The sequence below is a fragment of the Streptomyces sp. NPDC092045 genome (assembly GCF_044756005.1).
Taxonomy (GTDB): domain Bacteria; phylum Actinomycetota; class Actinomycetes; order Streptomycetales; family Streptomycetaceae; genus Streptomyces.
In genome coordinates this window covers 31,701-57,173 of the sequence record NZ_JBIVSC010000013.1, presented here as the reverse complement: position 1 = coordinate 57,173, position 25,473 = coordinate 31,701, and the positions used below count along the sequence as shown (strand labels likewise).

Sequence of the window (25,473 nt, the reverse complement as noted above, 5' to 3'; positions counted from 1 at the left end):
TCCCCGCCGCGGCACCACTCGACACCACTCGCAACGCCGGACCACCCCATGACTGCTAAGGACGGTGCCAGTTGAGCACGAACCCCTTCGACGACGAGAACGGCCGCTTCAACGTCGTGGTCAACGACGAGGACCAGCACTCGCTGTGGCCGGCCTTCGCCGAGGTGCCCGCCGGCTGGCGGGTCGCCTTCGGCGAGGCCTCCCGGGCCGAGTGCCTGGAGTACGTCGAGCGCAACTGGACCGACCTGCGTCCCCGGAGCCTGCGGGAGTCCATGGCCGCGGGCTGAGCGCCGGCAGGCCCGCGCGACGCGCTCCGCGGAGCGGCGCACGGCGTGCCCGGCGGCCCGCACCACCGGACACCACTCACATCGGAGCCATCGGAGCCAGTTGATGATCCTTCAGGGAAAGCGGGTCGCCCTGCCCGCGGTGCCCGTCGTGCACAAGCGGTTCGAGGAGCACGCCGCGGCCGCCCCCGACGCCGTCGCCGTCGTCTGGAACGACCGGCGGCTGACGTACGCGGAGCTCGACGCGCGGGCCAACCGCTTCGCGCACCACCTCGTCGCGCGCGGCATCGGCCGGGGCGCGAAGGTCGGGGTCTGCCTCGACTACTCGATCGACCTGCTCGTGGCCGTCCTCGGCACGCTCAAGGCCGGGGCGGCCTACGTGCCCTTCGACCCGGCGTACCCGGCGGCGCGGCTGGGCCTGCTGCTCGGCCAGGTCCCCGACCTCGCCCTGATCGCCGCCTCCCCGGCCACCGCGGCCATGGTCGCCCCGGCGGACGCCGAGGTCGTCGACCTGGAGCTGCTGGCCGACGAGTTGGCGGAGCTGCCCGCCACCGCCCCCGGCGTCGAGGTCACCGGGGACGACGTCTGCTACGCGGTCTTCACCTCCGGCTCCACCGGGACGCCGAAGCTGACCGCCGTGCGCCACGAGGGCTGGTTCAACCTGATGAACTGGCTGACCCTGGAGTACGGCCTGCACAGCGGGTCGCACCACCTGGTCGTCAGCGCCTTCGGGTTCGACCTGTCCCAGCGCAGCCTGATGACCCCGCTGTTCTGCGGGGCCACCCAGCACCTGATGGCGAGCCGGAACTTCGACGCCCTGCTCGCCTACCGCATCCTCGACCGGCACGACATCCGCGTCGTGCACTGCGCCTCCAGCACGCTGTACCTGCTGGTGGACTGGGAGACCGCCCGGGGCGGCGACGCCCTGACCCGGCTCGACCACATCCTCTTCGGCGGCGAGGCCCTCAAGGTCGAGCGGCTCGCCGCGTGGGCCGCGCGCGAGGGCAACGACTGCGTCCTGCTGCACCAGTACGGCGTCGCCGAGTGCACCGACGTCGCCACCTCCTACGACCTGGCCGGCTACCGGCCCGGCGTCCACGCCATCCCGCCGGTCGGCACCCCCGCCCACAACACCGACATCCACCTCCTCGACGGGGACCTGCGCCCGGTCGGACCGGGGGAGGAGGGCGAGATCTGCGTCTCCGGCCTCGGCGTCGGCGCCGGATACCTGGGCAACGGACCCGAGAACGCCCGGTTCACCCACATCGAGGTCGACGGGGAGCCGCGCCGGATCTACCGCACCGGCGACCGGGGCCGGGTGGACGCGGCCGGCGACCTCGTCGTGCTCGGCCGGATCGACTCCCAGGTGAAGGTGCGCGGCATGCGCATCGACCCCACCGACGTCGAGCGCGCGCTCGCCCGGCTCGACGGGGTCCGCGAGGCCGCCGTGGGCGTCTCGTACGACACCGGGGACGCCGAGCTGATCGCGTTCCTCGTCCCGGCGGGCGCGGAGCCCGCGGAGGAGGAGCTGCGCTCCGGCCTCCTGCGGGACCTGCCGCGGAACATGGTCCCGGCCCGTTTCGTGAACGTCCCGCGCCTCCCGCTCAGCCCCCACGGAAAAGTGGACCGCCCGGCGCTCCTCGCCGCGTTCCGCGGCCGGTACGCCGGAAGCGGGGCGGCGACGTGACGGCGACCCCCGAAGAGATACCGAGAGGAACGTGATGATCGCCGACGACGTGCGCGCCATCTGGTGCCGGGAACTCCGGATCGACGACATAGCGGTGGACGACGACTTCTTCGCCCTGGGCGGCCAGTCGCTGGTCATGGTCAGGATCCAGGGGGCCCTCCTGGAGGAGCTGGGGGCCGAGGTCCCGATGGACCAGCTGTTCCTCCACCCGACCGTGGCCTCGCTCTCCGCGTACCTCGAGTCCCGGGGCGCGACCGCCCGTTGACGCGCGGCGGCCGGAGGCGCCCGGTGCGCTCCCGGCCCGCCGGATCCATTGAAAACCACCTGGTAGAAGAGGCGGAGGCGCCGTGTACGACGTGATTGTCATAGGGGCCCGTTGTGCGGGTTCTCCGACGGCCATGCTTTTCGCGCGGCAGGGATACCGCGTACTGCTCCTGGAGAAGGCGACGTTCCCCCAGGACACCCTGTCGTCGCACTACCTGCACATGCAGGGCGTGGCGCTGCTCGAACGCTGGGGCCTCCTGGAGAAGCTCCGGGCGGCCGGCTGCCGGCCCATCACCAAGCAGGTCTACGAGGGACCCGGCGTCCGCATCGAGGGCTTCTCCCTCCCGATGGACGGCCTGCGGGCCACGTACGCGCCGCGCCGCTACGTCCTCGACCCGCTCCTCGCCGAGGGCGCCGTCGAGGCGGGCGTGGAGTTCCGCGAGGGCTGCGCCGTCAACGACCTGGTCTTCGAGGGGGACCGGGTCGTCGGCGTGCGCTACACCACCCCCGGCGGCGCCGAGGCGACCGACCGGGCCCGCCTGGTCGTCGGCGCCGACGGCATGCGCTCGCTGGTGGCCCGCAAGACCGGCGCGGAGAACGTCATCGAGCACCCGCGGATGACCTGCACCTACTACAGCTACTGGGCCGGCGTCCCCTCCGACTTCGAGCTGTACGAGCGCCCGGGGCGCTGGATCGGCGTCCTGCCCACCAACGACGACCTGACGCTGCTCATGGCCTACTTCCCGCAGGCGGACTTCGGCTCCGTCCGCAAGGACGTGGAGCCCGCCTACCTGGACGCCTTCCGCACCACCGCCCCCGAACTGTGGGAGCGGATGCGGGCGGGCGAGCGGGTCGAGCAGCTCTACGGCACCGGCCACCAGGACAACTACTTCCGCCGGGCGTACGGCCCCGGCTGGGTCCTGGTCGGCGACGCGGTCAACCACAAGGACTCCATCACCGCCCGCGGCATCACCGAGGCCTTCGTCCAGGCCCAGAGCCTCACCGACCACATCGGGGACGGCCTGCACGACGACGCCCGGCTGAGGTCGGCGCTGCGGCGCTACGAGAACGACCTCGGCGACGAGGCGCTGAACCACTACCAGGGCGCGCTCAACGTGGCCGAACTCAAGCCCGAGGGCCGGACCGAGATGCTGCGGAAGCTGGTCGGACACCAGGAGCACATCGACCGCTACTTCTCGACGCTGTCGGGGGCGTGCTCCATCGACGACTTCTACAACGACGAACTGCTGACCCTGCTCGACCAGGGCTGAGCGCCGATCCGCTCCCTGGTTCCGCCGATTTGGAGAAACAATGATCCCGTTGTCGTTCGCGCAGCGCCGGCTGTGGTTCGTGGACCGGTTCGAAGGCCCTTCGCCGACCTACAACGGCGCCTTCGCCCTGCGGCTGACCGGTGAGCTGGACGTGGCGGCGCTGCGGTCGGCGCTCCACGACGTCGTGGAGCGGCACGAGGTGCTCCGCACGGTGATCGCCGAGGGCGACGACGGCGTCCCCCACCAGCGGGTCCTGGCGGCCGACCGGGCGCCGTCCGTCCTGTCGGTCGTCGAGACCGCGCCGGACCGGCGGGCCGCCGAGGTCGACGCGGCGGCCCGGGAGACCTTCGACCTGGCGGCCGACGTGCCGATCCGCGCCCGCCTCGTGCGCACCGGACCGGCCGACCACACCCTGGTCCTCGTCGTGCACCACATCGCCCTGGACGGCGAGTCCCTCGGACCGCTGCTGCGCGACCTGGCCGCGGCCTACGCCGAGCGCCGGGAGGGCCGGGCCCCGGTCTGGGAGCCGCTGCCGGTCCAGTACGCGGACTACACCCTGTGGCAGCAGGACGTGCTCGGCGACGAGTCCGACCCGGAGAGCCTGGCCCACCGCCAGCTGGAGTACTGGCGCGGGGCGCTGGCCGACATGGCGCAGCCGCTGGCCCTGCCGACGGACCGCCCCCGCCCGAAGCGGACGAGCTCCGACGGCGGCCTGGTGACGTTCGGGATCGGACCCGACCTGCTCGCGGCCGTGGAGAAGCTGGCCGCCGAGCGGGACACCACCGTCTCCATGGTCATGCACGCGGCCCTCGCCGTGCTCCTGCGCCACCTCGGCTGCGGCGACGACATCCCGATCGGCGCGCCCATCGCGGGCCGCACCGACGAGGAGCTGCGCGACCTCGTCGGCTTCTTCGTGAACACCTGGGTGCTGCGCGTCGACCTCTCCGGCAACCCGACCTTCCACGAGCTGCTCGGCCGGGTGCGGGACCGCTCCCTCGGCGCGTACGACAACCAGGACATGCCCTTCGAGCGGCTGGTGGAGCTGCTCAACCCGGACCGCTCCACGGCCTACCACCCCTTCTTCCAGGTCATGCTGGCCTGGCAGGAGCCGCTGGGGCGGCTGGAGTTCGCCGGCCTGGACGTCGCGTCCGAGACGCTGGAGACCGGGACGGCCAAGTTCGACCTGTTCTTCAACATGATCCCGGACGCGTCCGGCGGGGCCGGGGTGCGCCTGGAGTACGCCACCGACCTCTTCGACCGGAGCACGGCCGAGACCCTCGGGGAGCGGTTCGTGCGCGTCCTCGACCGGCTGGTGACCGACGCGGGCCGCCGCGTCGACGGCGTCGACGTGCTCGACGCGGCCGAGCGCGAGCTGCTGCTCACCGGCCTCGACGCCGTCCCCGCCGCCACCGGGCCGTCCGAGCAGACCGTCCCCGGCCTCTTCGAGCGCCAGGCCGCCGCGACCCCGGACGCCCCGGCGCTCGTCTCCGGCGACCGCACGCTGACCTACCGGGAGCTCGACGGGCGCGCGGACGCCGTCGCCCGGGAGCTGGTACGGCACGGCGCCGGACCGGAGGACCTGGTGGTCCTCGCCCTGCCGCGCACCGAGGACCTGGTCGCCGGCCTGCTCGGCGTCCTCAAGTCCGGCGCCGGATACGTGCCGCTGGACCCGCGGTACCTCTCCGGCCGGGCCCCGACCGTGTTCGCCGAGGCCCGCCCGCGCTTCGTGGTCACCGACACCGCGACCGCCCGGGAGCTGCCGGAGCACGGCCTCCCCGTGATCGACCTCGACCGGCGCGCCGAGTGGCCCGCCGGGGCCCCCGACGACTCCGCCCGCGCCGCGCGGCCGCACCCGGACAACCTGGCGTACGTCATGTACACCTCGGGCTCCACCGGCAAGCCGAAGGGCGCGGCGATCACCCACCGCAACCTCGTCAACGGCGTGCGGGAGCTGGTGCGCGTCCTCGACGCCCCGGCCGGCTGGAAGATGCTCGCCGGCACCTCCGTCAACTTCGACGTCTCCGTCTTCGAACTGCTGACCACCCTGACCACCGGCGGCACCGCCGAGCTCGTCGAGAACCCCCTCGCGCTCGCCGAGCGCGACTCCTGGGACGGCCACGTCCTCAGCGGCGTCCCCTCCGTCCTCGGCGAACTCCTCGGCCACCTGGACAAGGCGCCCGACGTCCGCTCGGTCGTCTTCGCCGGCGACGTGCTCCCGGCCCGCCTCGTGCGGCAGGTCCGCGAGGCCCTGCCCGGCGCGCAGATCGTCAACTCGTACGGGCAGAGTGAGAGCTTCTACGCCACCGCCTTCGCCCTCGGCGCCGGCGAGGAGTGGCCCGAGGGCGACGTCTCGCCCATCGGCACCCCGCTCGGCGGCATGCGCGCCTACGTCCTCGGCCCCGGCCTGGCCCCGGTGCCGAGAGGCGTCGTCGGCGAGCTGTACGTGGTGGGCGCCTGCCTCGGCCGCGGCTACCACGGCCGCCCGGCCCTGACCGCCGAGCGCTACGTCGCCAACCCCTTCGGCCCCGCCGGCGAGCGCATGTACCGCACCGGCGACCTCGCCCGCCGGAACGCCGACGGGCGCCTGGAGTGCGTCGGCCGCGGCGACGGCCAGGTCAAGGTGCGCGGCTTCCGCATCGAGACGGCCGAGGTCGAGGCGGCGCTGACCGCCCACCCCGGCATCAGCGAGGCCGTGGTCGTCGCCCGCGAGGTCCCCCAGGGCGGCAGGCGGCTCGTCGCCTACGTCGTGCACACCGGCGAGGGCGCCGTCGGCGACGACGGCGCCGGCGGCATCGGCGACGTCGACGTGCAGGCCGGCGCCTCCGCCGCCGAACTGCGCAGGTTCGCCGCGGCCCGGCTGCCCGACTACATGGTGCCCTCCGCCTTCGTGGCCCTCGGCGCCCTGCCGCTGGGCCCCACCGGCAAGCTGGACCGGTCGGCGCTGCCCGAGCCGGAGTTCCTCGGCGAGGCCTACCGCGAGCCCCGCACCGAGGCCGAGAAGATCATCACCGCGGCCTACGCCGACGTCCTCGGCGTGGACCGCGTCGGCGTCGACGACGACTTCTTCGCGGTCGGCGGCGACAGCCTCCGGTCGATCCAGGTGGTCGCCCGGGCCCGCGCCCGCGGCCTGGAGCTGACCACCCGCGCGATCTTCGAGTGCCGCACGGCCGCCCGGCTGGCCGAGGTCGCCGCCGACCGCCGCGACCGGACGCCCGTCCTCGAAGAGCTCGACGGCGGCGGCGTCGGCACGCTGCCGCTCCAGCCGGTGGCCCGGCACGTCTTCGAACACGGCGGCGGCATCGACCGCTTCGCCATGTCGATCGTCCTCGAACTGCCCGCCGGCATCGACGGGGCCGGTCTCACCGCGACCCTGGACGCCGTCCTCGACCGCCACGACCTGCTGCGCGCCCGGCTCGTGCCCGGCGACGAGCCCGCCCTCCTGGTGCGCCCGAAGGGCGCCGTACGGGCTGCGGAGCTCGTCCACCGCGTCCCCGTCGCCGGCGACTGGGACGACCCGGCCGTCCTGGCGGCGGCGAAGGCCGAGCTGGAGGCCTCGACCGGACGGCTCGACCCCCGGGCCGGCACCATGGCCGACTTCGTCTGGTTCGCCGCCGGCTCCGGCGCCGGCCGGCTCCTCGTGGTCCTGCACCACCTGGTCGTCGACGGCGTCTCCTGGCGCGTCCTCGTGTCTGACCTCGCCGAGGCCTGGCAGGCCGTCCGCTCCGGCGAGCAGCCCGACCTCCCCGAGGTCGGCACCTCCGCCCGCCGCTGGGCCGCCGCCCTGGAGGCCGAGGCCCTCACCCCCGAGCGGGAGGACGAGCTCGACCACTGGCGCGAGGTCCTCGAATCGCCCAACCTGCCGTTGGGCGAGCGCTTCTTCGACCCCGCCGTGGACCTGATGTCCACCCTCGACACCGTCCGCGTGCGGCTCTCCCCCGAGGTCACCGAGGCGGTCCTCACCCGGCTCCCCGCCGCGTTCCGGAGCACCGGCACCGACGTCCTGCTCGCCGCCCTCGCCCTCGCGGTGAACCGCTGGCGCGGCGACGACCGCTCCACCCTGGTCCGCCTGGAGGGCCACGGCCGCGAGGAGGAGGTCGTCCCCGGCGCCGACCTCTCCCGCACCGTCGGCTGGTTCACCAGCATGTACCCGGCCCGCGTCGACGTGCGCGACGTCGACCTCGACGAGGTCCTGGCCGGCGGCGCCGCCGCCGGACGGGCCGTCAAACTGGTCAAGGAACAGCTCCGCGGCGTCCCCGACAAGGGCCTCGGATACGGACTGCTCCGATGGCTCAACCCGGAGACCGCCCCGCAGCTCGCCGACTACGCGGACCCGCAGATCGGGTTCAACTACCTGGGCCGCGTCTCCGGCACCGACGTGCCCGAGCACCTGCGCGCCGAGGGCTGGACGCCCGCGCCCTGGTCCGCCGAACTGGTCCCGGTGCCCGACCCGGACCTGCCCGCCCTGTCGGCCCTCGAAGTGAACTCGGTCGTCACCGACACCGAGGACGGCCCGGCCCTCCAGGCCGCCTTCATGTTCCCCACCGGCGTCCTCACCCGCGAGCGCGCCGCCGGACTGGCCGACCTGTGGGCCGAGGTGCTGCGCGGCATGGCCGCCCACGCCGCCCGTCCCGGCGCCGGCGGCCTGACCCCCTCCGACGCGCCCCTGGTGAAGGTCGGCCAGGGCGAGATCGACGCCTGGGAGGAGCGCTACGGGCGGCTCGCCGAGATCTGGCCGCAGGCCCCCGGCCAGTCCGGCATCCAGTTCCAGGCCGCCCTCGCCGAGGGCGCCTTCGACGTCTACCACATGCAGTTCGTCCTGCACCTGTCCGGACACGTGGACCCGGAGCGGATGCGGGCCGCCGGACAGGCCCTCCTCGACCGGCACCCCAACCTGCGCTCCGCGTTCCTCACCGGCGCCGACGGCGAACCCGTGCAGATCGTCGCCGAACACGTCGACATCCCCTGGCGCCACACCGACCTCGGCGGCCTCGACGAGGCCGGGACCGACGCGGCGCTCGACCGGGCGCTCGCCGACGACCGGGCCGACCAGCTCGACCCCGCCCGGCCGCCGCTGCTCCGCCTGCACCTGCTCAGTTGCGGACCGGAGCGGGCCAAGCTCGTCGTCACCGCGCACCACACCCTCTTCGACGGCTGGTCGTCGCCGATGGTGATCACGGACCTCGTCCGGCTCTACTCCGACACCCGCGGCCTCCCCCCGGTCCGCAGCTACGGCGACTACCTCGGCTGGCTCTCCGCGCAGGACCAGGAGGCGTCGGCCGCCCGCTGGAAGGCCGAGCTGGACGGCTTCGAGCAGCCCACCCTGGTGGCCCCGAACGCCGCCCTGCGGGGCACCGCCTCCGCCCTCGGCCGGGTCGAGGTGCCGCTCTCCATCGACCAGGGCCGCGGCCTCGCCCGCCGCGCCGCCGAACTCGGCGTCACCCTGAACACCCTCCTCCAGGGGGCCTGGGCCATCCTCCTCGCCCGGCTCACCGGACAGCGGGACGTGGTCTTCGGCGCCGCCGTCAACGGCCGCCCCGCCGACCTGGTCGGCTCCGACGAGATGGTCGGACTGTTCATCAACACCCTGCCGACCCGCGTGTTCTGCCGCCCCGACGACACCATGGGCGGGGTCGTCTCCGCCCTCCAGGACCGCCAGACCGCCCTGCTCGACCACCACCACCACGGACTGGCCGACATCCAGCGCGACGTCGGGCTGCCCGCCCTGTTCGACACCCTCATCGTCTTCGAGAACTACCCGATCGACCGCGAGGGCATGGTCGACGCCCACGACTCGGCCGGATTCACCATCGACCGGATCCGCCCCTTCGCCGGCTCCCACTACCCGCTCACCCTCAACTCCGCCGACCCCTACCTGCGCCTCTCCCTCGACTACCAGGACAACCTCTACGACCGCGCCGAGGCCGAGGAGATCGCCGCCCGGCTCGTCCGGGTCCTCGAACAGCTCCTCGCCGACCCGGACACCCGCCTCGGCGACGTCGACGTGCTCGACGCCCGCGAACGCGACCTGCTGCTCCACGGGTCCAACGCCACCGACGAGCCCGCCCTCGAAGCCGGCCTGGCCGAGACCGTGCGGCGGCGCGCCGAGGACACCCCCGGCGCCCTCGCCGTCGCGGCCGAGGACGGCACGCTGACCTACGCCGCACTGGAGGAGCGCGCCAACCGGCTCGCCCACTGGCTGATCGACCGCGGCGTGCGCCCCGAATCGCTCGTGGCCGTGCGGCTGCCCCGGACCACCGGACTCGTGGTCGCCCTCCTCGCCGTCCTCAAGGCCGGCGCCGCCTACGTCCCGATCGACCCGGAGCACCCCGGCACCCGCATCGACCACATCCTGGAGGACTCCCGCCCGGCCCTCGTGCTCGACGCCGACGCGCTCGCCGCCGCCGACCTGACCCGCCACCCGGCGACGCCCCCGCGGGTCGCCGTCCGCCCGGAGAACACCGCGTACGTCATCTACACCTCGGGCTCCACCGGCAGGCCGAAGGGCGTGGCCGTCCCGTACGGCGCCCTGGAGAACTTCCTGGCCTCCATGGCGCGCCGGTTCGCGCTCACCCCCGAGGACCGCCTGCTCGCCGTGACCACCGTCGCGTTCGACATCGCGGGCCTGGAGCTGTACCTCCCGCTGATCTCCGGGGCGGCCGTCGTCCTGGCCGGCAAGGAGACCGTCACCCGGCCCTCGGCCGTCGTCGAGGCGGTCCGCCGCCACGGCGTCACCCTCGTCCAGGCGACCCCGGCCTTCTGGCAGATGCTCCTCATGGAGGAGCCGGAGGGCGCGCGCGGCCTGCGGATCCTGGTCGGCGGCGAGGCCCTGCCCCCGCGGCTCGCCGCCGCCCTGGCCGGACAGGCCGCCGAGGTCACCAACATGTACGGCCCGACCGAGACCACCGTCTGGTCCACCACCTCCCCGGTCGCGCCCGGCTCCGGGACCCCGTCGATCGGCGCCCCCATCGGCAACACCCGGGTGTACGTGCTCGACGAACTGCTGCGCCCGGTCCCCGCCGGGGTCCGGGGAGAGCTGTACATCGCCGGCGACGGCCTGGCCCGCGGCTACCAGGGCCGGCCCGACCTGACCGCCGGACGGTTCGTCGCCTGCCCGTTCGGCGGGCCCGGCGCACGGATGTACCGCACCGGCGACCTGGTCCGCCGGGACCGCGACGGGCGCCTGGAGTACCTCGGGCGCAGCGACTTCCAGGTGAAGGTCCGCGGCTTCCGCATCGAACTCGGCGAGATCGAACACGTCCTCGCCGAACACCCCGCCGTGGCGCAGGCGGTCGCCGTGGTCCGCGAGGACCGCCCCGGCGACCAGCGGATCGTCGCCTACGCGGTGCCGAGCGGCAAGGCCGACCCCGCCTCGCTCGACCCGGCGGAGCTGACGGCGCTGCTGCGCGGACGCCTGCCCGAGTACATGGTCCCGTCCGCCGTCGTCCCGCTCCCCGGCCTCCCGACCTCGCCGAGCGGAAAGCTCGACCGGGGCGCGCTGCCCGCGCCCGACCAGGGCGCGGCGGAGCCCGGCCGCGCGCCGGGCAGCCCCACCGAGGAGATCCTCTGCCGCCTGTTCGCCGACCTCCTCGGCCGGACCGGAGTGGGCGTCGACGACGACTTCTTCGCCTGCGGCGGGCACTCCCTCCTCGCCACCCGGCTCAGCGGCCGGATCCGCAACGAGTTCGGCGTCGACTCCAAGGTCACGATGGTCTTCCGGAACCCGACCGTCGCCCGCCTCGCCGCCCACATCGACGGGCTGACCTCCTCGGACGGCCCCCGGCGGCGCAGGGCCGCCCGCCCGCAGCTGCGCCAGATGACCGTGGAGGAGTACAGCCGATGATCCCGCTGTCGTTCGCCCAACGCCGGCTCTGGTTCCTCCACCGGCTGGAGGGCCCGTCCCCGACGTACACCATCCCGTTCGCACTGCGCCTGGAAGGGCCGCTGGACACCGCGTCCCTGGCCGCGGCCGTGAAGGACGTCACCACCCGGCACGAGACCCTGCGCACCCTGATCGTCGAGAACGAGGACGGCACCCCCGAGCAGCGGATCCTGCCGCCGGAGGAGGCGGTCCACCCGTTCCGGGTGGTCGACGTCGCGGCGGACGCGGTGGACGCGGCCGTCCGCGAGGCCCTGCGGGAGGGGTTCCGCCTGGAGGCGGAACTCCCCCTGCGGACCACCGTCCTGCGGGTGTCCCCGCAGGAGCACGTCGTCGTGTTCGCCTTCCACCACATCGCGGTGGACGGCGCCTCGATGGCGCCCTTCCTCCGGGGCCTGGTGTCGGCCTACACCGCCCGCCGCCGGGGCACGGCGCCCGACTGGGAGCCGCTGCCGGTCCAGTACAAGGACTACACGCTGTGGCAGCGGCAGCTCCTGGGCGACGAGGACGACCCCGACAGCCTCGCCGCCCAGCAGATCGACCACTGGCGCCGCGAGCTCGACGGGGTGCCGCAGCCCGTGCCGCTGCCCCTGGACCGGCCCCGCCCGACGGTCTCCGACCACCGCGGCGGCCACGTCTCCTTCACCCTCGAACCCGAACTGCTCACCGGCCTCGGCAGGCTGGCCGCCGACCACGGCGCCACGGCCCCGATGGCCGCCCAGGCCGCCCTGGCCGTGCTCCTGCACAAGCTGGGCGGCGGCCCGGACGTCACGGTCGGCAGCCCCATCGAGGGCCGCGCCGACGAACAGCTCGACGACCTGATCGGCTTCTTCGTCAACACCTGGGTGCTGCGCGCCGACCTCACCGGGAACCCGACCTTCGCCGGCCTCCTGGAGCAGGTGCGCGAGAAGGCCCTCGCCGCCTACGACAACCAGGACGTGCCCTTCGAGCGCCTGGTCGAACTCCTCGGGCCCGAGCGCACCACCTCGTACCAGCCGCTGTTCCAGACCATGCTGGCCTGGCAGTTCGTCTGGCCGCGCATCGAGATGCCCGGCCTGCGGGCCACCCCCGTCGCCGCCGACACCGGCACCGCCAAGTTCGACCTGTTCCTCAACGTCGTCCCGGACGCCTCCGGAGGCGCGTACGGCCGGCTGGAGTACGCCACCGAGCTGTTCGACCACGACACGGCCGAGGGCATCGCCGAGCGCTTCGTCCGCGTCCTGCGGCAGGTCGTCGCCGACCCCGGGACGCGCCTCGCCGGGCTCGACGTCCTCAGCGGGGCCGAACGGGAGCTGCTCGCCGGGCTCGACGGCACCGCCGCGCCCGACCGGACGGCCACCGTGCACGAACTGGTCGCCGCCCGTGCGGCCCGCACCCCCGACGCCACCGCCGTGGTCTCCGGCCGGACCGTCCTGACCTACCGCGAGCTGGAGGACCGGGCCGGCCGGCTCGCCGCCGAACTCCGCGACCGGGGCGTCGGACCCGGCGTCCTGGTCGCCGTCGCCCTGCCGCGCACCGCCGACCTGGTCGTCGCCCTCCTCGGCGTCCTCAAGGCCGGCGGCGCCTACCTGCCCGTCGACCCCGGCCACCCGGCCGCCCGGATCGCCCTGCTCCTCGACGCCGCCGTCCCCGCGCTCGTCCTCACCGACCGCGCCACCGCCGCCGTCGCGGCCGGGACCGGCCCGCCCCTGCTCCACCTCGACGGACTGCCGCTCGACGGCCCCGCGCCCGCGCCGCTCCCCGGACCGGGCGCCCGGCCGGACGACCTGGCCTACGTCATGTTCACCTCCGGCTCCACCGGCACCCCCAAGGGCGTCGCCGTCACCCACACCGCCGTGGTCAACGGCCTGCGGGACCTGCGCCGGACCGTCCGGGTCGGCGAGGGCTCCCGGACGCTCGCCGCCACCTCCGTCACCTTCGACGTGTCCGTCTTCGAGATCTTCACCGCGCTCACCTCGGGGGCGAGCGTCGAGGTGGTCCGGGACGTCCTCGAACTCGCCGAGCGCGACCACTGGTCGGGCACCACCGTCAGCGCCGTCCCCACGGTCTTCGCCGCCCTGCTCGACCAGCTCGGGGCCGGAGGGCCCGCCGCCGACCGGCTCGACGTGGAGACCGTCGTCCTCGCCGGCGAGGCCCTCCCCGCCGACCTGGCCGCCAGGATCCGCGCCGACCTGCCCGGCGTGCGGATCGTCAACGCCTACGGGCAGACCGAGAGCTTCTACGCCACCACCCACGTCCTCCCGGAGGGACGGGACGGCACCGGCGCGGTGCCCGTCGGCCGCCCGCTCGCCCACATGCGCGCCCGCGTCCTGGGCCCGGACCTCGCCCCGGTCCCGCCCGGCGTGACCGGCGAGCTGTACGTCGGCGGCCTGACGGCCCGCGGCTACCACCGCAACGCCCCGGTCACCGCCGAGCGGTTCGTGCCCGACCCCGCCGGCCCGCCCGGCGCCCGCATGTACCGCACCGGCGACCTCGCCCGGCTCGACCGGAACGGCCACCTGGAGTACGAGGGACGCGCCGACACCCAGGTCAAGGTCAACGGCATCCGGATCGAGCCCACCGAGATCGAGGCCGCCCTCGGCCGCCACCCCGCCGTCGGCCGGGCCGTGGTCACCCTCCGCGAGGACGGCACCGGGACCGCCCGGCTCGTCGGCTACGCGACCCCGTCCGGCGACGCCGCCCCCTCGCCGGAGGAGCTGCGGCGGTTCGCCGCCGAACGGCTGCCGGACTACATGGTGCCCGCCGTGCTCGTGGTCCTCGACCGCCTGCCGCTGACCCCCAGCGGCAAGCTGGACCGGGCCGCCCTGCCCGAGCCGGAGTTCGCCGCGACCGCGTACCGGGCCCCGCGCGGCGCGACCGAGCGGATCCTCGCCGAGGTGTACGCGGACGTGCTCGACGCCCCGGGCATCGGCGTCGACGACGACTTCTTCGCCGCGGGCGGCGACAGCATCCGCTCCATCCAGGTCGTCGCCCGCGCCAAGGCGCGCGGCGTCCGGATCGGCACCCGGGAGGTCTTCGAGCACCGCACGGTCGCCCGCCTCGCGGAGCTGGTCGACGGCCGCCGGGACGAGGAGCCGGCGGGCCTCGCCGAGCTGCCCGGCGGCGGCGTCGGCCGGTCCCCGCTGCCGCCCACCGCCGCGCACGTCCTCGAACGCGGCGGCGGCCTCGGCCGGTTCTCCATGTCCGCGCTCCTCACCCTGCCCGAGGACGCCGACCGCGCCGGACTGCTCGCCGTCCTGCGGTCCGTACTGGACCGGCACGACGCCCTGCGCTCCCGGCTCGACCGGGAACGGCGGGAGCTGCTCACGGCCCCCGCCGGAAGCGTGGACGCCGCCGCGCTGCTGCGCGAGGTCCCCCACGACGCCGACCCGCAGGCCGAGCTGGACGCCGCCGCCGACCGGCTGGACCCCGACGCGGGCGTCATGGCCCAGTTCGTACGGTTCACCTCCGAAGGCACCGGGACCTCCGGGGCCCCGGGAACCGGCCCCGACCGGCTGCTGATCGTCCTCCACCACCTGGTCGTCGACGGCGTGTCCTGGCGGATCCTGCTGCCCGACCTGGCCGCCGCCTGGCAGCGGGTCCGCCGGGGCCTCGCCCCGGAGCCCGCGGGGACCGGCACCTCCCTGCGCCGCTGGACGCACGCCCTCGCCGACGAGGCCGCCGCCCCCGGCCGGGTCGCCGAACTGCCCCTGTGGCAGGCGGTCCTCGACGGCGGCGACCCCGTCCTGGGCGCCCGCGACCCCGACCCGGCCCTCGACGTCGCCGCCACCGTGGACACGGTCCGCGTCCGCGTCCCCGCCGACGTCACCGCGACCCTCCTGGACACCCTCCCGACGGTGTTCCGGGGCGGCGTCGACGACGGCCTCCTCGCCGGACTCGCCCTCGCCCTCGCCCTCGCCCGCTGGCACCGCGACCGGGGCCTGACCGGCGGCTCCCCCCTGGTCCGCCTGGAGGGCCACGGCCGCGAGGAGCACGTGGTGCCCGGCGCGGACCTGTCCGGCACGGTCGGATGGTTCACCGCCATGTACCCGGTCCGGCTCGACCTGGACGGCGTCGACCTGGCCGACGCCTTCGCGGGCGGCCCCGCCGCCGGCCGCGCCGTCAAGGCCGTCAAGGAACGGCTGCGGGCGGTGCCGGACAACGGCATCGGCTACGGCCTGCTGCGCCACCTGAACCCCGGGACCGCCCCCGTGCTCGCCGCACTGCCCGAACCCCGGATCGGCTTCAACTACCTGGGCCGCTCCTCCGCCGCCGACCTCCCCGAGGAGCTGCGCGGCACGGGCTGGACCCCGGACCCCGCCGGCCGGGACCTGGTCGCCGCCCCCGACCCGGACATGCCCGCCCTCTCCGCCCTGGAGATCAACGCGGTGGCCGCCCCCGGCGACACCGGCGAGGAGCTGACCGCCCACTTCGGCTTCCCCACCGGGATCCTCTCCCGCGAGGAGGTCACCGAACTCGCCGGACGGTGGGTCGAGGCGCTGACCGCCCTCGCCCGGCACGCCCGCACCCCCGGGGCCGGCGGCCTCACCCCCTCCGACGCGCCCCTGGCCGGGGTGGACCAGGCGGAGATCGACGGCTGGGAGGCCCGCTTCGGCCGGCTCGCCGACGTCTGGCCCGTCACCCCCGCCCAGTCCGGCATGCTCTTCCACACCCTGCTGTCCGGGACGTCGTTCGACGCCTACCACATGCAGATGGTCTTCCACCTCTCCGGCGCGGTCGACCCCGAGCGGATGCGCGGCGCCGGGCGGGCCCTCCTCGCCCGGCACGCCAACCTCCGCGCGGCCTTCACCACCCGGGCCGACGGCGAGGTGGTCCAGGTGGTCCCGGAGGCCGTCGAACTGCCCTGGCGCCACCTCGACCTGACCGCCGCCGGGGAGCAGGAGCGCACCGAGGCCTTCGAGCGGTTCCTCGCCCGGGACCGCGCCGACCGCTTCGACCGCGAGGCCCCGCCGCTGTTCCGGCTGTCGCTCGTCGTCCTCGCGCCCGACCGGGCCGAACTGGTCATGACCGCCCACCACGCGCTGTTCGACGGCTGGTCCACCCCCCTCCTCGTCCGCGACCTGCTGCTCCTCCACGGCTCCCGCGGCGACCCGAAGGACCTGCCCGCCACCCGCGACTACGCCGACTTCCTCGCCTGGCGCGCCCGCCGGGACCCGGCGGAGTCGGACCGCGCCTGGGCGGCCGAACTGGCCGGCCTGGAGGAGCCGACCCTGCTCGCCCCCGGCTCCGGGGACACCGGCGGGGACGGGCTCGACGAGGTCGAGGTCGCCCTCCCGGCCGACCTCGCCCGCGCCCTGTCCGACACCGCCGCCCGCACGGGCGTCACCGTCAACACCCTGGTCCAGGGCGCCTGGGCGCTGCTGCTCGGCGGCCTCACCAACCGCCGGGACGTGGTGTTCGGCGCCACCGTCTCCGGCCGCCCGCCCGCCGTCGCGGACGTCGAGTCGATGGTCGGGATGTTCATCAACACTCTTCCCGTACGCGTCGCACACGCCCCCGGCGACACCCTCGCCGAGGTCCTGGTCCGGCTCCAGGACCGGCAGGCCGCGCTCCTGGACCACCACCACCACGGGCTCACGGACATCCAGCGGGCCACCGGCCTGCCGTCCCTCTTCGACACCCTGGTCGTCTTCGAGTCCTACCCCGTCGACCGGCGGAGCCTGGGCGCCGCCGCCGACGCGGCGGGCGGCATCTCCTTCACCGGCCTGCGCCTGGCCACCGGCACCAACTACCCGCTGGCCCTGATGGCGCTGGTCGAACCGCACCTGCGGCTCACCCTCCAGTACGCCCCCGGGGTCTTCGACCGGGAGACGGTGCGGGAGTACGCGGACCGCCTCGCGCGCGTGCTGCGGGCGCTGGCCGACGACCCCGGCACGAAGACCGCCGACCTCGACCTGCTGAGCCCGGCCGAACGCCACCGGCTGCTCGACGCCTTCAACGACACGGCCGTCCCGACCCCGCCGGCCACCGTCGACGGCCTCGTCGCGGCCCAGGCGGCCCGCACCCCCGACGCGCTCGCCGTCGTCGCGGACGACGCCTCGCTCACCTACCGCGAACTGGACGCCCGGGCCGACCGCCTGGCCCGGGAGCTGGCCGACCGGGGCGTGGGCCCCGAGTCGCTGGTCGCGGTCTCCCTGCCGCGCACGGCCGACCTGGTCGTCGGACTGCTCGCGGTCCTCCGGGCGGGCGGCGCCTATCTGCCGGTCGACCCCAAGTACCCCGGAGCCCGCCTCCGGGCGATCCTGGAGGAGGCCCGGCCGAGCCTGGTCCTGACCCACTCCGCGACCGCCGGGGCGCTGCCGGAGCACGACGCCCCCGACCTGCTCCTCGACGCGCTCGACCCGTCCAGGGACGTCCCCCCGCCCGACCGGACCGCGCACCCGGGGCAGCTGGCGTACGTGATGTACACCTCCGGCTCCACCGGCAAGCCCAAGGGCGTCGCCATCACCCACGCCAACGTGGTCAACGGCGTCCTGCGGCTCGCCCCCCGCGTCGGCATGGCGCCGGGCAAGCGCCTCCTCGCCGGCACCTCGGTCAACTTCGACGTCTCGGCCTTCGAGATCTTCACGACCCTCGCCTCCGGCGGCACCGTCGAAGTGGTCCGCGACGTCCTGGTCCTGGGCGAGCGGGACGGCTGGAACGGCGCCGTCGTCTCCACCGTGCCCTCCGCCTTCGCCGAACTCCTCGACGGCATCACCGGCCGCGTCCGCGTCGAGACGGTCGTCTTCGCCGGGGAGGCCCTGCCCGCGTCGCTCGTCGAGAGGACCCGCCGGGCCTTCCCGGGCGTCCGCGTCGTCAACGCGTACGGCCAGAGCGAGTCGTTCTACGCCACCACCCACACCGCCTCCGACACCGCCGCCCCCGCCGACCGGGCCGGCAGCGCGCCCGTCGGCACCCCCCTCGGCAACATGCGCGGCTACGTCCTCGGCCCCGGCCTGGCCCCCGTGCCCCCGGGCACCACCGGCGAGCTGTACGTCGCCGGGAACGTGGGCCGCGGCTACCACGGCCGCGCCGGACTCACCGCAGAGCGCTTCGTGGCCGACCCCTTCGGCCCGCCCGGCGACCGCATGTACCGCACCGGCGACCTGGCCCGGATCAACGGGGACGGCCACCTGGAGTACGCGGGCCGGGCCGACGCCCAGGTCAAGGTGCGCGGCTTCCGCGTCGAGCCCGCCGAGGTCGAGGCCGTGTTCACCGCCCACCCCGGGATCGGCCAGTGCGCGGTCGTCGCCCGGGAGGCGCCGGGGAGCGGCACGGACAAGCGGCTGGTGGCGTACGTCGTGCCCGCCCAAGACGCGAAGGACGCGAAGGACGCCCAGGACGCCCAGGACGCCGGGGGCACGGAGGGCACGGGGGGCACGGGAGGCGCGGCTGCCCCGACGCCCGAGGAGCTCGACGCCTTCGCCGGGGAACGGCTCCCGGAGTTCATGGTCCCGTCCGCCGTCGTCGTGCTCGACCGGCTCCCGCTCGCCCCCAACGGCAAGCTCGACCGGGCCGCGCTCCCCGAACCGGAGTTCACCGGCACCGCCTACCGGGCCCCCGGCACCCCGCGCGAGAAGGCCCTGACCGCGCTGTTCGAGGAGGTGCTCGGCGTGGACCGGGTCGGCGTCGACGACGGCTTCTTCGCCCTCGGCGGACACTCCCTGCTCGCCACCCGCCTGATCACCCGCGCCCGCACCGAGCTGGGCGTCGAGATCCCCATCCGCACGATCTTCGACCTGCCCACGCCCGCCGCGCTGGCCGCCTGGTCCGAGGAATCGGCTGCTCCGCCCCGTCGCAGCCTGCGCCCGTTGATAGTCAAGGAGTGAAGCGATGATTCCCCTGTCCTACGCACAGCGCCGCATGTGGCTTCTGCACCAGCTCGAAGGCGGGGCGGCCACCTACAACATCTCGGCGGCGTTCCGGCTCACCGGCGCCCTGGACGCGGCCGCCCTGGGCGCGGCCGTGCGCGACCTGGCCGAACGGCACGAGATCCTGCGCACCGTCTACCGGACCGACGAGCGGGGCGAGCCGTACTCGGTGCTGCTCTCCCCGGAGGAGGCCGCGCCCGGACTGCGCCTCGCCGAGGCGGCGCCCGACGACCTCGCCGCCGCCGTCGACGAGGCCGTCGCCCACCGCTTCGACCTGTCGGCCGAACTCCCCCTCAGGGCGAGCCTGCTGCGCCGCTCCGCCGAGGAGCACGTCCTCGTCCTGGTCATCCACCACATCGCCTCCGACGGCAGCTCCGGCGCGCCGATGATGCGCGACCTGATCCGGGCCTACACCGCCCGAAAGGAAGGCGCGGCGCCCGACTGGGAGCCGCTGCCGGTGCAGTACAAGGACTACGCCCTCTGGCAGCGCGACGTCCTCGGCGAGGTGTCCGACCCGGAGAGCCTCGCGGCCGCCCAGGTCGAGTACTGGCGCAAGGAGCTCGACGGGGTCCCGCAACCCCTCGACCTGCCGCTCGACCGGCCCCGCCCCGCCGAGGCCGGCTCGCACGGCGACCGGGTCGGCCTCGCCGTCGGCCCCGCGGTGGCCGCCGGCCTCCAGAGGCTCGCCCGGGAGCGCGGCACCTCCCTGTCGATGGTCCTCCAGGCCGCGCTCGCGGTGCTGCTGCGCAAGCTCGGCGGCGGCGACGACGTGACGATCGGCTCGCCGATCGCCGGACGCACCGACGAGGCGCTCACCGACCTGATCGGCTGCTTCGTCAACACCCAGGTGCTGCGCGCCGACCTCTCCGGCAACCCGGTCTTCACCGAGCTGCTCGCCCAGGTCCGCGACAAGTCGCTGACCGCGTACGAGAACCAGGACGTGCCCTTCGACGTCGTCGTCGAGACCATCAACCCCGACCGCTCGGCGGCCTACCAGCCGCTGTTCCAGGTGATCTTCTCCTGGCAGAGCTACGAGAAGCCCGACCTGGCACTCCCCGGCCTCACCATGGGCTTCGAGCAGGCCATCCCCTCCACCGCCATGGTCGACCTGACCTTCTTCATGGCCCTGGACGCCGAGGGCGCGCTGCGCGGCGACCTCCAGTACGCCACCGACCTGTTCGACCGCGAGACCGCCGAGCTGATCGCCGCCCGCCTCGCCCGGGTCCTGGAGCAGCTCGCCGCCGACCCCGGCATGCGCGTCGGTGACGTCGACGTGCTGACCCCGGGGGAGCGGACGGAGCTCGAACGGGCCGCCGGGGCCGCCCCCGCCGTCCCCGACACCACCCTGGTCGAGCTCTTCGAACGGCAGGCGGCGCTGCGGCCCGCCGAGACCGCCGTCGTCTTCGAGGGCGTCTCCCTGACGTACGGCGGGCTCAACGCCCGCGCCAACCGGCTCGCCCGGCGCCTGGTCGCCCGGGGCGTGGGCCCCGAGTCCCTGGTCGGCGTCGCCCTGGAGCGCTCGGCCGACCTGGTCGTCGCCCTCCTCGCCGTGCTCAAGGCGGGCGGCGCCTACCTGCCCGTCGACCCGGACTCCCCGGCCGACCGCGTCGCCCACATCGTCGAGGACGCCCGGCCCGTCCTGTTCGTGACCACGAGCGCCGACACCGCCGTCCGCGACCTCGCCGGCGCCGTCCCCCTGGTCCACCTCGACGAGGACGGGACCGAGGACGACGACCCGGCCGCGTCCGGCGCCGACCTCACCGACGCCGAGCGCCGCGCGCCCCTGTCCGCCGACCACCCGGCGTACGTGATCTACACCTCCGGGTCGACCGGCCGCCCCAAGGGCGTCCTGATCCCGCACCGCAACGTCGTCGGCCTCTTCGAGGCCACCCGGGACTTCGGCTTCGGCGCGGACGACGTGTGGACCCTCTTCCACTCCTACGCCTTCGACTTCTCGGTCTGGGAGCTGTGGGGCCCGCTGCTCCACGGCGGCCGGCTGGTCGTGGTCCCGTACGACGTCTCCCGCTCCCCGGCCGACTTCCTGCGGCTGCTGGCCCGCGAGCGCGTCACCGTCCTCAACCAGACGCCCTCCGCCTTCTACCAGCTCGTCCAGGCCGACGCCGAGGAGTCCGGCCGGGACCTGGCCCTGCGGTACGTGGTCTTCGGCGGCGAGGCCCTCGACCCGCACCGCCTCACCGACTGGTACGCCCGGCACCCGTCCGACGCGCCGGTCCTGGTGAACATGTACGGCATCACCGAGACCACCGTGCACGTCACCCGCGTCGACCTGGACGCGGACTTCGCCGCCCGCCACCGGGCCAGTGTGATCGGCCCGGCCGTCCCCGGGCTGCGCGCCCACGTCCTCGACGCCGACCTCAGGCCGGTGCCCGACGGCGTCACCGGGGAGCTGTACGTGGCCGGCTACGGCCTGGCCCGCGGCTACCATGGCCGCCCCGGACTGACCTCAGGACGCTTCGTGGCCTGCCCCTTCGGCGCGCCCGGCGAGCGGATGTACCGCAGCGGCGACCTGGTCCGCCGGGCCCGGGGCGGACACCTGGAGTACGTGGGCCGCGCCGACTCCCAGGTCAAGGTCCGCGGCTTCCGGATCGAGCTCGGCGAGATCGAGCACGCCCTGGCCGGACACCCCGGGGTGGCGCAGTCCGCGGTCCTGGTCCGCGAGAACCAGGACGGCGACAAGCGCCTCGTCGGCTACGTCGTCCCCCAGCCGGACGCCGCCTTCGACGCCGCCGGGCTCGACGCCCTGACCGCGTACCTGCGCGAGCGCCTGCCGGACTACATGGTGCCGTCCGCCGTGGTCCCGCTGCCGCACATCCCGCTGACCCCGAACGGCAAGCTCGACCGGCGCGCCCTCCCCGCCGAGGACGCGCACGCCGAGGCCGGCCGGGCCCCGCGCAACGCCTACGAGAAGCGGCTGTGCGAGATCTTCGGCGAACTCCTCGGCCGCGAGAAGGTCGGCGTCGACGACGGCTTCTTCGCCCTCGGCGGGCACTCGCTGCTGGCCACCCGGCTCAGCGTCCGCGTCCGCAACGAGTTCGACATCGACATCCCCATCCGGACCGTCATCCGCTACCCCACGGTCGCCGAGCTGGCCGCGCTGATGCTCGCCGGCGGCGTCCCCGACGACGACGCCGACGCCTTCGCGGTCGTGCTGCCCCTGAACGCCGACCCGGGCACGGGCAAGCCCCCGGTGTGGTTCTTCCACGGCGGCGGCGGGCTCGGCTGGGCGTACTACAGCTTCGTCCTGCACCTGCCGGACCGGGCCGCCTACGCGTTGCAGTCCCGGGGCTCCGACGGCGTGGAGACGCCGGCGGCCTCGGTGGAGGAGATGGTCGAGGACTACGTCGCCCAGATGCTCCGGGTGCAGCCGGAGGGCCCCTTCAACCTGATCGGCTGGTCCTACGGCGGCTCCGTCGTGCAGGCCGTCGCCGACGCGCTCGACCGGCGCGGCCACGAGGTCGCCCTGGTGGCGATCCTGGACGCCCAGCCCGGCGGCCACGGGTTCGCCGAGGTCCACGCCGGCAAGGACTCCTCGGACTTCCGGGCGGAGCTGGAGGACGACTTCGGCCAGTACATCCGCACCGGGAACCGGCAGGAGTTCCTCGACACCATGGCGCGGATCCTGGCCAACAACACGGCCCTGATGATGGATTACGAGTCGCCCGTCTACCGCGGCGACGTGGTGTATTTCAACGCCACGCTGGAGGACACGTCGTACGCGCACCTGTGGCGCCCGCACGTCCTCGGCTCCCTGGAGGTGCACGACGTGCGCGTCACGCACCACGAGATGCACATGCCGGCCCCGGTGGCCCAGATGTTCGAGGTCCTCGGCCGCAGACTCGCGTAGCCGCCCGGCGTCCGTCCGGCGAACGATCGAAACGACGAGAGAGGTGGGTCGGGATGACAGAGCCCGGCAAGTCAGTGGAACACGGGGCCCCGACGCTGCTGTGCGTGCCGTTCGCGGGAGCCGGACCGTCGTTCTTCCACCCGTGGCGCGACCTGGCCGCGGGGCGCTGGCGGGTGACGTCCGTCGAGCTGCCCGGCCGGGAGCGGCGGATCCTGGAGGAGCCGTACCGGAACGTCCAGGAGGCCGCCAAGGGCGCGATCGACGACGTCGTCGCCGACCTCGGCGAGGGCTCCCGGGCCGTGCTCTTCGGGCACAGCCTGGGCGCCGTGCTCGCCTACGAGCTCGCGCACCTGCTGGGCGCGCGCGGCGTGCGCGTCGAGCGGCTGGTCGTCAGCGGCTCCCCGGGGCCGTGGACCCGGCGCGAGCGGCGGGCCTCGGGCCTGGAGGACGAGGAGTTCCTCGCCCGGGTCGAGGAGTTCGCGGGCTTCCGCCACGAGGCCCTGGACCACCCGGAGATGCGCGAGCTGATCCTCCCGGTGCTCCAGGCCGACTGCGAGATGCACGAGGACTACGTCCCGAGCACGGACGACCCGCTCCCCGTGCCGATCACCTCGCTGCGGGGCGCCGTCGACGGCCTGGTCACGGCCGAGGAGGCCCGCCAGTGGCACGCGGCCACCACCGCGTCCTTCGACTACGTCGAGTTCCCCGGCGACCACATGTACCTGGTCGACGCGGGCCGCGAGGTCCTGGACGCGATCGGGGCGGCCTGCGCGGGCGACCGCTAGGACCGGCGGGGCCGGCACCGGAGCGCTCCGGTGCCGGCCCCCGGCCGGTTCCTCAGCCCCGGCGCGCCGGGCCGAACCACGTGGTGAGCGCCGCCCGCAGCCCCGCCGTGTCCACCGGCTCCCCGGGGCCGGACGCCCAGGCCACGTGGCCGTCGGGGCGGATCAGGACCGCGGTGGGGGCCGGGACCTCGTCGATGACCGGGACGGGCCAGGCGTCGTCCTCGCCGCGCGCCCCGACCAGGTCGACGCGGTCGGACCAGTCCCCGGCCACCGCCGCCGACGGCGCCCCGGCGCCCAGGTCGAGCAGGACGGGACGGCCGGCGTGCAGCAGCTCGTACACGCGGGTCGCGCCGCCGGCCTCCTCGATGTCGGCGTCCGGGACGCGGCGGCCCGCCAGCGGGTGGCCGCAGTCGGCCGGGTAGCGGACGTCCAGGGCGTTGAGCATCGTGCGCAGCAGCCGGTTCACGTCGTCGAAGACCATCAGCGAGCCGAAGACCTCCCGCAGCGCGTCCGTCTGCGCGCCGGGACGGGCCAGGGCCGACTGCGCCCTGGTGTTGTGCAGCACCCGCTCGCCGACCGGGTGCCGCTCGTCGTGGTACGTGTCGAGCAGGCCCTCCGGGGCCGTGCCGCGCACCACCGCGGCGAGCTTCCAGCCGAGGTTCACGGCGTCCTGCACGCCCATGTTCAGGCCCTGCCCGCCGGCCGGGAAGTGGATGTGCGCCGCGTCGCCCGCCAGCAGCACCCGGCCGTTGCGGTACCGGTCGGCCTGGCGCGCGGCGTCGTTGAAGCGGGAGATCCAGCGCGGGTTGCGCATGCCGAAGTCCGAGCCCGCGAGCCGCACCAGCGACGCGCGCAGCTGCTCGAAGGTCACCGGCTCGTCGCGGTCCACGACCCGGTCGTACTCGGAGGTGATCACCCGGTGCCAGCCCGGCTCGAAGGCGATCGCCGAGTAGTCCCCGCCGGCCCGGCGCCGGATCCAGACGTAGTCCTCGGGCAGGTCGGGGAGCTCGACGTCGCCGATCAGGGCGGTCATCGTCGCCTCCGTGCCGGGGAAGCCGATGCCCGCCAGCTTGCGCACCGTGCTCCGCCCGCCGTCGCAGCCCACCAGGTGGCCGGCGCGCAGCGTCGCCGGGCCCCCGTCCGAGGCGTCCAGCGCCACCGTCACCCCGGACGCGTCCTGGTCGACGCCGGTGACCGCGCAGGACCTGCGGACGCGCACGCCCAGCTCCCCGGCCCACTCCTCCAGGATCCGCTCGACGGCGGACTGGAGGATCATCAGGGGGTACGGGTGCCGGGACTCGAACTCGTCGAACTCCAGGTACAGGCCGGAGAAGTGCCCCACCGGCTGGAGTTCGCCGGCCGCCAGGAAGCGGTCCAGGACCCCCCGCTGGTCGAACACCTCCAGGGTGCGCGAGTGCAGGCCGCCGGCCCGCGACTCGCCCGAGGGCTCCGCGAGCCGCTCGACCACCACCACGTCCACGCCCGCGAGGCGCAGCTCGCAGGCGAGCGCCAGACCGGTCGGTCCGGCGCCCGCGATCACCACGTCGGCGTCCGTGCCGCTGTGTCCCACGTCGGTCCCCCTCGTTCCAGT

Annotated in this window: 9 protein-coding genes; 8 read left to right on the top strand and 1 reads right to left on the bottom strand. The window is 74.9% G+C overall.

Annotated elements, in window-relative coordinates:
• Nucleotides 1–71 precede the first annotated feature (71 nt).
• The 8 genes from ACIQKA_RS24910 (at nt 72) to ACIQKA_RS24875 (ending at nt 23,882) form a co-directional block, all read left to right on the top strand.
• Nucleotides 72–287 (top strand): MbtH family protein, encoded by a 216-nt coding sequence (locus tag ACIQKA_RS24910; RefSeq protein ID WP_366378510.1) that lies wholly within the window; start codon nt 72–74, stop codon nt 285–287.
• A 103-nt stretch (nt 288–390) separates the two neighbouring features.
• Nucleotides 391–1,971 (top strand): amino acid adenylation domain-containing protein, encoded by a 1,581-nt coding sequence (locus tag ACIQKA_RS24905; protein WP_383431778.1) that lies wholly within the window; start codon nt 391–393, stop codon nt 1,969–1,971.
• 34 nt (nt 1,972–2,005) lie between these two features.
• Complete coding sequence (locus ACIQKA_RS24900; RefSeq protein ID WP_383150628.1) at nt 2,006–2,236, top strand: acyl carrier protein; 231 nt, start codon at nt 2,006–2,008, stop codon at nt 2,234–2,236.
• A gap of 82 nt (nt 2,237–2,318) precedes the next feature.
• Nucleotides 2,319–3,506: an NAD(P)/FAD-dependent oxidoreductase gene (locus tag ACIQKA_RS24895; protein ID WP_383150626.1), complete on the top strand. Its 1,188-nt coding sequence runs from the start codon at nt 2,319–2,321 to the stop codon at nt 3,504–3,506.
• Nucleotides 3,507–3,546: 40 nt separating this feature from the next.
• Nucleotides 3,547–11,346 (top strand): amino acid adenylation domain-containing protein, encoded by a 7,800-nt coding sequence (locus ACIQKA_RS24890; protein WP_402542431.1) that lies wholly within the window; start codon nt 3,547–3,549, stop codon nt 11,344–11,346.
• Complete coding sequence (locus ACIQKA_RS24885) at nt 11,343–19,190, top strand: amino acid adenylation domain-containing protein (protein ID WP_402542430.1); 7,848 nt, start codon at nt 11,343–11,345, stop codon at nt 19,188–19,190. Before ACIQKA_RS24890 ends, ACIQKA_RS24885 begins: the two co-directional genes overlap by 4 nt.
• A gap of 4 nt (nt 19,191–19,194) precedes the next feature.
• A complete protein-coding gene (locus tag ACIQKA_RS24880; RefSeq protein ID WP_402542429.1) occupies nt 19,195–23,097 on the top strand; it encodes an amino acid adenylation domain-containing protein in 3,903 nt (1,300 codons plus the stop codon).
• Between the two features lie 53 nt (nt 23,098–23,150).
• Complete coding sequence (locus tag ACIQKA_RS24875) at nt 23,151–23,882, top strand: thioesterase II family protein (RefSeq protein WP_383150618.1); 732 nt, start codon at nt 23,151–23,153, stop codon at nt 23,880–23,882.
• 52 nt (nt 23,883–23,934) lie between these two features.
• On the opposite strand, the gene ACIQKA_RS24870 is transcribed toward ACIQKA_RS24875, so the two are convergent.
• Nucleotides 23,935–25,452 (bottom strand): FAD-dependent monooxygenase, encoded by a 1,518-nt coding sequence (locus ACIQKA_RS24870; protein ID WP_383437061.1) that lies wholly within the window; start codon nt 25,450–25,452, stop codon nt 23,935–23,937.
• Nucleotides 25,453–25,473: the final 21 nt, after the last annotated feature.

Excerpts from the sequence above, each read along its gene's own strand:
- ACIQKA_RS24875 (WP_383150618.1), top strand. The coding sequence starts at position 23,151 with ATGACAGAGCCCGGCAAGTCAGTGGAACACGGGGCCCCGACGCTGCTG.
- ACIQKA_RS24880 (WP_402542429.1), top strand. The coding sequence starts at position 19,195 with ATGATTCCCCTGTCCTACGCACAGCGCCGCATGTGGCTTCTGCACCAG.
- ACIQKA_RS24890 (WP_402542431.1), top strand. The coding sequence starts at position 3,547 with ATGATCCCGTTGTCGTTCGCGCAGCGCCGGCTGTGGTTCGTGGACCGG.
- ACIQKA_RS24900 (WP_383150628.1), top strand. The coding sequence starts at position 2,006 with ATGATCGCCGACGACGTGCGCGCCATCTGGTGCCGGGAACTCCGGATC.
- ACIQKA_RS24905 (WP_383431778.1), top strand. The coding sequence starts at position 391 with ATGATCCTTCAGGGAAAGCGGGTCGCCCTGCCCGCGGTGCCCGTCGTG.
- ACIQKA_RS24885 (WP_402542430.1), top strand. The coding sequence starts at position 11,343 with ATGATCCCGCTGTCGTTCGCCCAACGCCGGCTCTGGTTCCTCCACCGG.